Genomic DNA, 11,501 nt, shown 5'->3' with positions numbered 1-11,501 from the left:
GAAGAAGGTGCTCGGAAAGCCCCTTCTTCCTCCCCTACCCCACCTGCTGCAACCGCCCAGCCCGAAAATCCTTCGGCGACACTTCAAACTGTTTCTTGAACGACCGACTAAAGTGCGCCGAATCCGTAAACCCCCACTTATACGCAATCGACGTGATCGACTCACTGCGCAAAAACGGGTTGGTCAGATCATCCGCACTGCGCTTCAACCGCGCCCGCTGGATATACCGGCACACACTGTCATCCTGTTCCTCAAACAACCGATACAAATGCCTTACCGAGATGTTCAACCGACTCGCCAACCCCATCGGGCTCAATCCTGGCTGGGTCAACGATTCATCAATCACCTTCTGCACATAGCTGCGCAAATTGCTGCCTTGCAACCCGCCGCAATCGTCCCGCTCATCATCTTCCTGCTCAAACGCCGACCCCAGTAGCGAAACAAACGCCGACTGCAACGCCTGCCCCTCGCCGACCGCGCCTTCGCCGTTCAACGCGTCTTTGCACAATTGGTCCATCAGCACATGCAACATGCGCCCGCAGGCTTTGCTTGAGGAGATTTTGCCGAAGGTCTTGGGCTGGTTGCCGAACTGTTTGCACACCTCTGCGCGGGACAATGACAGTGAGGCATGTTCGATCAGCCCGAACGGGGTGATGTCGATGGAGCCCACCGAGTCCATCAAGAGTAATTCGCCGGGGGCGAGTTGCACGCTCTGGCCGTTTTGGGTGATCTGGCAGTAGCCGCTGCGCTGGCTGACCAGGAAACAGTTCTGGTCGTCATCGTGGTCGGCGCGGGCTTTGGGGCGTTTGATCAGGCCGGCGTTGGTGCGCAGGTTGGCCAGGGGCAAGCCACCGCGGGAAAAGGTGCTGATGCTGCCGATGAACAGCGAGCGGTTGAAGGCCAGTTCTGTGTCGAAGTGACCGCAAACCGCGCGCAGATCCCGGGTCCAGCGGTCCAGCCCGTCTTGCCCAATCTGTTGCATGCTCATGGTAGTTTCCACCTTGGCTTTTTGTTTTTGTCGGGCAATAGTTAACATGTTATCTATATGCGCGCAACAAGTACGTGTCTGCCAAGGTGTTTGCACTATTGATGCCAAATCCTGCGGTCAGTGGGCCTGTAATGCGCGCTGGAAACCGCTCAAGGCGTCCAGCAGCCAGGCACGTTGAATGCTGCTCAGGGCGATATAGCGCCGAAACGCCGGCATGCGGTTGACCACCTCGCTGCCGCCCATATGCTCAAGCCGCACGCACCACTGGTGATCCACCAGGTCGATGCGCAGGCGCTTGAAGTCCAGCGGCATCAAGGCGCGATACAACGCACTGCCCTCCTGCAACTCGGTTTGCAGAACGCCTAAAACTTCCTTGTTTCCCGAGCGCTGCCGACAGCGGATTCCAGTGCGTCGAACGGCCCCGGTGTGGTGCAGTTCGAAGCTCGCCGTGCCCTGCTGCGAGGCAGGCAGGTGCAGTACGAATTCGGTCATCACCAGGTGCATCAACAGTTGCGATTCGGTGCGCTCGACGATCTCCAGTTGCAACCCGAGTTCGTCCAGGGTGACCCGGGCCGTCGTCGGGCCGCACACCGCATAACCGGCGAGGCCAAGGTTGCGCCGCAGGTGTTCCAGCGTAACGCCGGGACGATAACCGGCAGGCGCGCGCCGGGCGCTGAACAGCTCAGACAGTTTTTGCAGCATGGCTGATATACCCGTTGTGCGGCTGACCCGATTCATGGGCGAACTCCTTGGCTAACACCTCTTCCACCGAGGCGGGCTTGAATGGATTGACCTTCTGCACCACCAGGGTCCAGAACAGCGCGTACGCCGCCGTGCAACCGAGCATCACGCCGAAGGGAATGTAGATGTCAGCAGGGTTCATCCCCGGCGGCGTGATAAACCACATGCCCAGCAGGATGCCGATGCTCGACAGAATCTGCGGCAGCGGAAAGAACGGCGAACGGTAGGCACGAGGCAGATCCGGCCGGCGAATCCGCAGGATCACCACCGACAATGTCACCAGCAGATAAGCAAAACTCCAGGCACACACGGCGGCCAATACCAGGTGCATGATGTTGTCGGTGTTGCCTCCCAGGTACAGCGCGTGCAGGCACGGAATCAGCATTGCCACCAGGATGCACAGCAGCGGTGTCTTGAAGCGCGGGTGCAGGTACGTGAAGACCTTGGGCAACGCGCCGTCCACCGCCATGCCGTACAGGATCCGTGGTACACCGGCCATCAAGGTGTTGATGGTCGCAGCACCGGCAAACAGGAAGCCGATACCCAGCCACATCGGGCCGATGCTGCCCATCACCTGCTCGGCGAATTTCGGGATCGCCATCGGCGTATCCAGCAGGTGCACGCCGCCCGCCGCGTCGATCAATACGTTCTCCACCTGGCGCTTCATGGCTGCGCCGTAGATGAACATGCAGGTGGCCACCCCCAGCAACCCCAGCACCATGGCCTTGGGCATCACCTTGGCCGAATTGCGCAGGTCCGGCGCCAGCGGCGTGACGAACTCGCAACCGACGAACATGAACATCGCCATGCCCACCAGCGACAGGATCGTGATCAGGTCGGTGCCCACCAGGGATTCACCGAACCAGCCGTCCAACTGCACCGCCGGAGCCGCGATCAAGCCCAGCACGCCAAACACCATCAGGGTGGTCCACATGCCAAAGGTGAGGATGATCTCGGCGCGGCCGAACGCGCTGACACCAAACGCATTCAGCACCCCGAACACAATCACGAAGCCAACCCCCAGCAACCATGAGCCGCCGGCAGATTCCGCCAGGGTATTGAGGTGCTCGAAGTTCACCAGCGCCATCACCCCGGACAGGATCGTCTCAGCGGTGCCGGCAAACACATGCACGATCAAGTACGCCGACAAGGTGCCGGTGATCGCAAAGAACCGGCCCATGCCGCAGTTGATGTAGTCGTAGACCGAGCCGGTGGTGGGCAGGATCGAGGCGGCTTCGGCGAAGGTGGTCGCCTGGGCCAGCATCATCACCACCGCGATCAACATTGCTACCGCGAAGGCGCTGCCGCCGATGCCAAACCCCATGGTTGCGGTGAGGATCACCGGGCTGGCCATGATCAGGCCAATGGTGCTCGCCAGCGCCGTGGGAAAGCCCACCGTGCCGCGTTTCAAGTGTTCGGTGAGCCGGTCGTTGATCGACATGGTGCAGATCCTCAAGAAGCGGATTTTTAGAAGTATTGGCACTCTGCGCCCCGCCCTGGCTGATCGTCTTGCTCCTGGCTGCCGCCGGTTTTGTTGCTGCCTGCCACTGTCCCGCCGCTGGCGGCCAGGGTCAATTACCTGGCACGCAGAGGAAAGACTTGGCCCGCCCCCGCTCGCACTAATGCGCCCTCAACTCAACCTGCTGGGGACTATAACAATGGAGCACACACAAAAAACCCGTCGGCTGTACAAGGCCGTGAGTCTGGGCATTGCGCTGATGGTCATCGAGTCATCGGCCCGGGCGTTCGAGCTGTACGCCGATGACGACACCCAGGTCACCGGCAACTTCCTCGCGGTGTACGGGATGTTCAACAGCCGCAAAAACTATGACGGCACCACCGGCGGTTCCACCTGGCGTGAAGGCTTCATCAAATATGGCTTGAGCGTTGACCAGCGCTTCGGCGCCCTGGGCAGCGTGTATGGCACGGCCAACCTGGTCAGCTCCGGCACCTGGGGTGATGGTGATGCGTCGGGCGTGACCACCGGCAGCGAGCGCACCACCAAGTTCGACGAAGCCTTCGCCGGTTGGCGCTCGGGGGAGCTGTTTCCGGCGCTGGGCAAGGATGGTGTGGACCTGTCGTTCGGCCGCCAGATCATCATGCTCGGCGACGGCTTCATCATCAATGACGACGGCCCGAACCTCGGCAAGGGCGTGGACGACGGTAAGTTCAACCGGGGCGGCGCCTACTACATCGCCGCGCGCCATGCCTTCGATCAAACCGCCGTGTTACGCCTGGGGGGCAAGGACGGCGTGCATGGCAGCGTGATGTGGATCAAGTCCGACAACCGCGCCCAGGCCAACACCGAAATGGCCGCCGGCACCCTGGACTACACCGCCGCACCCGGCACTGTGGGGTTGACCTATATCCATGGCATCAGCGTCGACGACCGTTACGCCAATGACCTGCAAAAACAGCGCGCCGGGATGAACCTCTACAGCCTGCGGGGCGCCGGCAATGCAGGGATCGAGAACGCACACTTTTCCTTTGAATACGCCTGGCAGGACAAGGACGCCGGCCCGGAAAAGGCCTGGTACACCGAGGGCGGTTATACCTTCGCCGCGCTGCCATGGTCGCCGGACCTGACCTACCGCTACAGCCGCTATTCGAAAAACTGGGACGCGATGTTCGCGGGTTTCAACCGTGGCTACGGCACTTGGGTGCAGGGCGAAGTGGCCGGCAATTATTCGGGGCCGTTCAATACCAATACTGAGGTGCAGCACGTGGCGTTGAAGGTCAAGCCGCTGGACAGCGTGACCGTCGGCGCGCTGTTCTTCGATTACAAGACGTTGAGCAAGGGCGGCATGCTCAACCTCGACGGGCGCGAACTGGACCTGTACGCGGAGTGGGCGGTGAACGAACACCTGATCGTCACGCCGCTGCTGGGGCTGTACAAGCCCAACAAGGATGAGAGCAACGGCGGCAACCAGGTGGGTGGCAACGGCACCAATGTCTATAGCCAAGTCACAGTGGCCGTGCCGTTCTAACACAGATGCAATGAGCAACCGAGATCACAGGTGGGAGCGGGCTTGCTCGCGAAAGCGGTGTGTCAGTCGCCAGATGTATTGGCTGACACTCAGCATTCGCGAGCAAGCCCGCTCCCACATTAAACCTGCATCAGCCCTCGATAGAGGTGTTCGCCCTACGGTTGCCGCTCCTCGATCCGCGCATACGCCCCTTGGTGATAGAGCAACGGCGAACGCCCAAAATCATCAAACGCCACCACCTTGCCGATCATGATCCAGTGATCGCCACCGTCCACCTGCTGGTATTTCTCGCAGTGAAACCGCGCCGAGCAATCGGCGAAGACCGGCGAGCCGCCTTCGCCCGATTCGAATTCGATTTCGGCGAAGCGATCGTCCTTGGGCCGGGCAAAATTGTTCGACAGGTGAATCTGGTCGGCCGCCAGCACGTTGACCGCAAAATGGCTGGCCTGCTCGAACACCTCATGGCTGTTGGAACGCTTGTCGATGCTCCACAGCACCAGCGGCGGGTCCAGGGAGACCGAGTTGAAGCTGTTGGCGGTGACACCCACTTTGCGCCCGCTGGCATCAGCGGCGGTGACCACCGTGACACCGGTGGCAAAGTTGCCCAGGGCCCGGCGAAAGGCCCGTGGATCGAAGATCGTAGCGCTGTGCTCAGACATACAAGACTCCCGGATTACTTATTATCGAGCTGCTCCCTGTAGGAGCGAGCTTGCTCGCGAAGGTCGTTAACGATGACGTGGGTTGCCTGGAGGGGCGCGGCGCTCTCGGTTTTTTCGCGAGCAAGCTCGCTCCTGCAGAGGGGCCGCCACGAGGCTTCAAATCATGCTCGGATCAGGCTCAAGCCCCATCAGCTCACGCCCCAGAATCTGTGCGCACACGTCGTAATCGGTGTACGCATGGGCGCCGGTCATATGAGAATCGCGGAACAACCGCTGCATTTCGTTGTGCTCGAACCACGCATTACCACCGGCGGCCTCGAACAAACGGTCCACCGCCTGGATGCACATCTTGGTGGCATACGCCTGATTGGTGCGCCAGAACGCCAGGGTCTCGCGGCTCGGGTAACGGTGCTGTTCGCTGTGTTCGGCGTGTTCCTGCCAGGTCTTTTCCAGGAACGCCCGGGCGGCGGCCACCTGGTGCGTCGACTCGGCCAGGCGCATCAACGCCGGAGTCGCGGCACCCACCGCCGCGCCGGTGTAGGCACGTACGCGGGTCTTGGTTTTCTCGCGGAACACCTCCAGCATGCGCTCGGCCACGCCCAGGCTGACGGTGGAGAAACCGCTGGCGAAATACGGCCGGTACGGCGAGTAGAAAATCTTGCTGTCGGGGTACAAACCGAAGCCGGCGGACTTGCCTTCCATCATGTCTTTGGCTTTCTGGATGCGATGTTCGGGCACCAATACGTTGTCGATGATCAGGGTCTTGGTGCCGCTGCCTTTCATGCCGGCGGCGAACCAGTCATCACGAATCTGGTAGTCGCTGCGCGGCAGCACCGCAAAGCAGTAATCCTGAGTACCTTCGGTATTTTTACGACGGAAACCGACAATCGCCCACTCGGCGTGATCGCAACCGCTGCTCCAGCCCATTTCACCGCTGAACAGCACGCCGCCTTCAACTTCTTCAGTGCGGCCAAACGGCGCGATGCTGCTACTGGCCGTGGCGTTCGGGTTATCGCCCCAGACTTCCTGCTGCAGCTTGGCGGAAAACAGCGCCAGTTGATGGCTGTGGGTGCACAACAGGCTCATGGCCCAGGCGGTGCTGGCACAGGCGCCGGCGAGCAAGGCGATGCAGTCGGCAAACTGCGGCAGGGAGATTTCCATGCCACCAAAGGGTTTGGGTTGAAAGGCACGGTGCATGCCGATGCTCTTGAGCAGCGCAATGTTCTCGTCGGGAACCTTGCGGTCCTGCTCGGCCAGGGAGGCATTGGCAGCGATGGTCGGCAGAATCGCCTTGATGTCTTCGAGGAGCGGGTTTGGCTTTTTCATGGACGGCCCTGCTTATTATTGGATGTCCGGCTGGCGTTCCAAATCAACGAACGACGCCGGATGTGGGGCCAGTATGGAGCCGGCGATCACACCGGAAAATGCACCTTCCACAGCCAAGATTGCACTTTCCACAGGCCTGGCAGCCACAGACATATCGCGCGGCAGGCACAGACAAGCCTGGCCCAGCGGCGCTGGTTAACCTCGGGCTTTTGCGAGCAGGAAATTCCCATGAGCGATATTGCGCTGCTGCCTGAAGTCCAAGCCTTCCTCCGTCGAAACCATGCCTTGTTTATCGACGGCGGCTACGTCCAGAGCCACTCCAGCCAGACCCTGGAGGTGATCAACCCGGCCACCGGCGAAGTGATCGCCCGCGTCGCCGATGCCGACCTTGCCGATATCGACGCGGCCGTGGAATCGGCCCGACGTGGCTTCCGGCAGTGGTCCCAGGTCGCGCCAGCCATTCGCGGCAATGTGCTGCTGAAACTCGCCGACCTGCTGGAGCAACACCGCGAAGAACTGGCACAGATCGAAACCTGCCAGTCGGGCAAGATCATCCAGATTTCCCGGGCCTTTGAGGTCGACCAGGCCGCGCATTTCCTGCGTTACTACGCCGGTTGGGCCACCAAGATCAGCGGCCAGACCATCACCCCGTCACTGCCCTCCTTCGCCGGTGAGCGCTACACCGCCTTCACCCTGCGCGAACCGGTGGGCGTGGTGGTGGGCATCGTGCCGTGGAATTTCTCGACCATGATCGCCATCTGGAAACTCGCCTCGGCGCTGGTGACCGGTTGCAGCATCATCATCAAGCCCAGCGAGTTCACCCCGCTGACCATCCTGCGCATCGCCGAACTGGCCATCGACGCCGGCCTGCCGGCGGGCGTGCTGAACGTGTTGACCGGTGGCGGGCATGTGGGCAAAGGCCTGGTGGAGCATCCGGACACCGACAAGGTTTCGTTCACCGGCTCGGTGCCCACCGGCATCGCCGTGGGCCGCAGCGCCATGGGCGCGGGGCTGACCCGGGCGACCCTGGAACTGGGCGGTAAAAACTCGGCCGGGTTTCTGCGGGATGTGGACCTCGACAAGGCGGTCAGCGGCATCATCGAAGCCGGCTTCCTGCACTCCGGGCAAATCTGCGCTGCCGCTGAACGCTTCTTCGCCCATCGCTCGCAGATCGAGCCGATCATGGACAAGCTGGCGCAGCGCCTGGGCCGCTTGAACATCGGCTCGCCCCTGGATGAGCGCACCGAATTCGGCCCGGTGACCAACCGTCAGCACCAACAGAAACTCGAAGGGTTTTTCGCCAAGGCCCGCGCCGAAAATAACACGATTGTCCACGGCGGCAAGCTGATCGAAGGGCCGGGTTGCTACGTGGAGCCGACCGTGATTCTCGCCAACACGATCAACGACACCCTGCTCAACGAAGAAACCTTCGGCCCCATCGCCACGTTTTTCCCCTATGACACAGAGGAAGAACTGCTTGAGTTGATGAACAACACGCCGTACGGCCTGAGCGCCAGCCTCTGGACCAACGATTTGAGCAAGGCCCTGCGCATGGTGCCTGCGATCAACGCGGGGACGGTGTGGGTGAACATGCACACGATGCTCGACCCGGCGGTGCCGTTCGGCGGCAACCAGTCTTCGGGGGTGGGGCGGGAGTTTGGTGGGGCTTTTATCGAGGACTATACCGAGCTCAAGTCGGTGATGATTCGCTACTGACCGGCATGCGGGGTGCCTGTCGGGGCTTTGCCGCTGGGGGAGGATGCTAGGTGGGGACATATCCGTTATTTGGGTGATGGCTTGCATTGGTTCCGCTCTTACAGCGGCTCACTTTTGAAAAGCGCAAAAGTAAGCAAAACGCTCTTGCCCCACCACTCGGCACCTCGCTAATGCTCGGTGTGCCCTCAGCTCCGGCAGCACGAAGCGGGCCGCCGCGACGGGGCGTCCCTGCCCCGTCGCGGCTAAACCGGCGTCCTGCCGGTTTACCCGCTCCGTACTACCTGCGTTCGGCCAGCGTGGTTTAACGGGGCGCCTAAGATCAAGATCAAAAGCAGATCAAGGGCACAGCGGCCTACAGGCCGGCTTGAGTGTGGTGAAGCAAAGGCAACAGCAAAATCAGAAGCTAAGGCGGGCACGGTCCAAATGTGGGAGCGGGCTTGCTCGCGAAGGTCGTTAACGATGACGTTGGCATTCTGGATGAACGCGGCGGTCTCAGGTTTTTCGCGAGCAAGCTCGCTCCTACAGGAAAGCAGCTTTGCTTTTGCTTTTAACACTCAAGCCGGCCTGTAGGCCGCTGTGCTCTGGCTTTTGATCTGCTTGTGATCTTGATCTGCGGGCCCCGTCAACCACGATGGCCGCAAGTAGGCACGGTGGAGCGGGTAAATCGGCAGGGAAGCCGATTTAGCCGCGCCGGGCCATGGATGGCCCGTCGCGGCGGCCCGCGGAGCCGGGCCGGAGTGCGGGCATGCCGAGCCCAGGCGAGGCACCGAGTGGTGGGGCAAAGACCTTTTGGTTACTTTTGGCTGGGCCGGCATTCCGGGCGTTTGCCAAAAGTGACCCGCTGTAAGAGCCAGCCCTTTCAAGGTCTTTGATAAAATCCCACAAAACTCCAGTCAGGGTGACGAAAGCGATGTGGGCAGAAGTTCTAGCGCGGTTTGAGAAAAAAGCACCGGCCAGTGTCATGACCAGAGTGATATTGGAGCAGGCTGTTCCTGCTGAGTGGGTCGATCAGGTGTTCGAAGAACACCGTCAGCGGCAGTACCCACGTGAGCTTTTGTTTTCAACCATCGTTGAACTGATGTCCCTTGTTTCATTGGGTTTGCGACCTTCGCTGCATGCCGCCGCTCGACAGATGGAAGATCTTCCTGTCAGCTTGGCGGCGCTGTATGACAAGGTCAATCGCACAGAGCCTGCGCTACTTCGCGCTCTGGTCACCGGTAGCGCAGAGCGTTTGGCACCGACGATAAAAGAACTGGGGCACTCAGCCATTTTGCCTGGCTGGCAACTACGGGTCGTTGACGGTAACCACCTGCCTTCCAGCGAAAAGCGTCTGGGCGCTTTGCGCCGTGAACGAGGCGCGGCCCGGCCTGGTTTTTCCGTTGTGGTTTACGACCCCGATCTGGACCAGGTCGTTGATCTTCAGCCTTGTGAAGATGCTTATGCCAGCGAACGCGTCAGCGTGCTGCCCTTGCTGGAAAAGGCCTGTGCGGGACAACTGTGGATGGCTGACCGACTCTACTGCACGCTCCCGGTCATGGAGGCCTGCGAAGATACCGGGGCCTCGTTCATCATTCGCGAACAGAGCAAACATCCACGCCTGCTTAAGGAAAGCGACTGGCAGATGCCTGTCGCAGTCGCGGCAGGCAGCGTGCGTGAGCAAATCATTGAAGTAAAAGGTGGGCGCCAGTGGCGGCGAGTCGAATTGAACCTGCAAAACCCCACCGAATCCGGCGACACCACGCTGCTGTTCTGGAGCAACTTGCCCGACTCTATCAGTGCTGAGCAAATCGCTGATTTGTACCGCCGTCGCTGGAGCATCGAAGGGATGTTCCAGCGCCTGGAAGCGGTGTTGGACAGTGAAATCGAAACCTTGGGCACCCCTAAAGCAGCCCTGTTGGGATTTGTATCAGCCGTGTTGGCTTACAACGTTCTGGCCGTGCTCAAACGCAGCGTCGAGCAGGCTCATCGCGAGACTTTACCCGACGATTGGGAGGCATCGATTTTCCACCTGACGGTGCAGGTACGCAGCGGTTACGAGGGAATGCAAATAGCTTTGCCAGAATATTTATCCATCCCTATCCCCGCAGAGGGACTGACCCAGTACCTGCTTGCACTTGCTCGAAATATCCAGCCCAAAACGGTCGTCAAGAGCAAACGGGGGCCGAAGGTGCCTAAACCCAAGGAATGGCTGGAAGGCAAAGCCGCGAATGCCCATGTGTCGACGGATCGGGTGCTCAAGGCCGCTAAAATCAAAAGACCTTGAAAGGGCTGGCTGTAAGAGCGGAACCATAAGCCGCCGTTACCTAAATAACGGATATGTACTCAGCCCACGCCCGAAGTCTGCCTTCCACATCGGCAATGGCCAGGTACACAGTGCCGCTTCGGCCCAACGGTCTTACCCAGCCGTCGATCAGGAACGTGGGCAACAACATTCAGATCCCCCTCTAAATACCTGTACAAATTTATTATTTTGTACAAGTATCAACCATCGAGGCTTCATCTGTATCAAGCCCTCTCAGGGAGAACCGAAATGACCCGTCTATTGGTTTCGCTGGCCCTTGTGCTCGGCCTGAGCAGTTGTGGCAGCGTCGATGTAAAACACTATGCCGACCAGCAACCCCAACTGGACCTGGTGCGCTTCTTCAGCAAACCGGTCAAGGCCTGGGGAATATTCGAAAAGCGCTCAGGTGAAGTCGCCAAGCGTTTCGAAGTGAATATCGCCAGCCGCCGCGAGGGCGAGAACCTGATTCTCGACGAACGGTTTCTCTACAGCGACGGCACTCGCCAAAAGCGCGTCTGGACCCTGACCCCCGACGGCCCGAACCGCTGGCGCGGCCGCGCCGACGACGTGGTCGGTGAAGCCAAGGGCGAAGTGGCCGGCAACGCACTGCGCTGGCGCTACATCCTGAGCCTGCCGGTGGACGGCTCCGTCTACGAAGTGAGCCTCGACGACTGGATGTACCTGATGGACGAAGACACGCTGATCAATCGCTCCAGCATGTCCAAGCTGGGCGTCGAAGTGGGCCAGGTGACGCTGTTCTTCCGTCGCCAGTCTTCGCAACCCTGACCGGCAAGGAGTGAATC

The 11,501-nt window shown here is 60.4% G+C and carries 8 protein-coding genes and 1 pseudogene; 4 read left to right on the top strand and 5 right to left on the bottom strand.

The features are described from left to right. Positions 1 to 34: 34 nt before the first annotated feature. The 3 genes from feaR to AU074_RS19020 form a co-directional block, all read right to left on the bottom strand. Positions 35 to 988, bottom strand: a complete 954-nt coding sequence (feaR, locus tag AU074_RS19030; RefSeq protein ID WP_076016029.1) for a transcriptional regulator FeaR — start codon at positions 986 to 988, stop codon at positions 35 to 37. A gap of 117 nt (positions 989 to 1,105) precedes the next feature. Further along, positions 1,106 to 1,690: a DUF3156 family protein gene (locus AU074_RS19025; RefSeq protein WP_076016028.1), complete on the bottom strand. Its 585-nt coding sequence runs from the start codon at positions 1,688 to 1,690 to the stop codon at positions 1,106 to 1,108. After that, positions 1,671 to 3,170, bottom strand: a complete 1,500-nt coding sequence (locus AU074_RS19020) for an APC family permease (RefSeq protein ID WP_076016027.1) — start codon at positions 3,168 to 3,170, stop codon at positions 1,671 to 1,673. Before AU074_RS19020 ends, AU074_RS19025 begins: the two co-directional genes overlap by 20 nt. Positions 3,171 to 3,387: 217 nt before the next feature. On the opposite strand from AU074_RS19020, the gene AU074_RS19010 reads away from it, so the two are divergent. After that, a complete protein-coding gene (locus AU074_RS19010) occupies positions 3,388 to 4,716 on the top strand; it encodes a hypothetical protein (RefSeq protein WP_076016026.1) in 1,329 nt (442 codons plus the stop codon). 173 nt (positions 4,717 to 4,889) lie between these two features. Here the strand turns inward: AU074_RS19010 and AU074_RS19005 are convergent. Both AU074_RS19005 and AU074_RS19000 read right to left on the bottom strand, forming a co-directional pair. Next, positions 4,890 to 5,375: pseudogene (locus AU074_RS19005) on the bottom strand (flavin reductase family protein); the annotation flags it as partial. A 156-nt stretch (positions 5,376 to 5,531) separates the two neighbouring features. Next, complete coding sequence (locus tag AU074_RS19000) at positions 5,532 to 6,701, bottom strand: p-hydroxyphenylacetate 3-hydroxylase oxygenase component (RefSeq protein WP_076016024.1); 1,170 nt, start codon at positions 6,699 to 6,701, stop codon at positions 5,532 to 5,534. 228 nt (positions 6,702 to 6,929) lie between these two features. Between AU074_RS19000 and AU074_RS18995 the strand changes: the two genes are divergently transcribed. From AU074_RS18995 to AU074_RS18985, 3 genes are all read left to right on the top strand, one after another. Next, positions 6,930 to 8,417, top strand: a complete 1,488-nt coding sequence (locus tag AU074_RS18995) for an aldehyde dehydrogenase family protein (protein WP_076016023.1) — start codon at positions 6,930 to 6,932, stop codon at positions 8,415 to 8,417. A 961-nt stretch (positions 8,418 to 9,378) separates the two neighbouring features. Beyond that, entirely contained in the window at positions 9,379 to 10,680 is a 1,302-nt protein-coding gene (locus tag AU074_RS18990) for an IS4 family transposase (RefSeq protein WP_083676696.1), read from the top strand. Positions 10,681 to 10,947: 267 nt separating this feature from the next. Then, positions 10,948 to 11,484, top strand: a complete 537-nt coding sequence (locus AU074_RS18985) for a DUF3833 domain-containing protein (RefSeq protein WP_076016021.1) — start codon at positions 10,948 to 10,950, stop codon at positions 11,482 to 11,484. Positions 11,485 to 11,501 lie beyond the last annotated feature (17 nt).

It is taken from the genome of Pseudomonas sp. ATCC PTA-122608 (assembly GCF_001952855.1).
Classification (GTDB): domain Bacteria; phylum Pseudomonadota; class Gammaproteobacteria; order Pseudomonadales; family Pseudomonadaceae; genus Aquipseudomonas.
The sequence above is the reverse complement of the archived record's forward strand: the minus strand, read 5'-3'. Positions and strand labels throughout refer to the sequence as shown.

What these genes read in the sequence shown, in the direction of transcription:
- feaR (WP_076016029.1), bottom strand. Translation starts at nt 988, where the DNA reads ATGAGCATGCAACAGATTGGGCAAGACGGGCTGGACCGCTGGACCCGG.
- AU074_RS19025 (WP_076016028.1), bottom strand. Translation starts at nt 1,690, where the DNA reads ATGCTGCAAAAACTGTCTGAGCTGTTCAGCGCCCGGCGCGCGCCTGCC.
- AU074_RS19020 (WP_076016027.1), bottom strand. Translation starts at nt 3,170, where the DNA reads ATGTCGATCAACGACCGGCTCACCGAACACTTGAAACGCGGCACGGTG.
- AU074_RS19010 (WP_076016026.1), top strand. Translation starts at nt 3,388, where the DNA reads ATGGAGCACACACAAAAAACCCGTCGGCTGTACAAGGCCGTGAGTCTG.
- AU074_RS19000 (WP_076016024.1), bottom strand. Translation starts at nt 6,701, where the DNA reads ATGAAAAAGCCAAACCCGCTCCTCGAAGACATCAAGGCGATTCTGCCG.
- AU074_RS18995 (WP_076016023.1), top strand. Translation starts at nt 6,930, where the DNA reads ATGAGCGATATTGCGCTGCTGCCTGAAGTCCAAGCCTTCCTCCGTCGA.
- AU074_RS18990 (WP_083676696.1), top strand. Translation starts at nt 9,379, where the DNA reads ATGACCAGAGTGATATTGGAGCAGGCTGTTCCTGCTGAGTGGGTCGAT.
- AU074_RS18985 (WP_076016021.1), top strand. Translation starts at nt 10,948, where the DNA reads ATGACCCGTCTATTGGTTTCGCTGGCCCTTGTGCTCGGCCTGAGCAGT.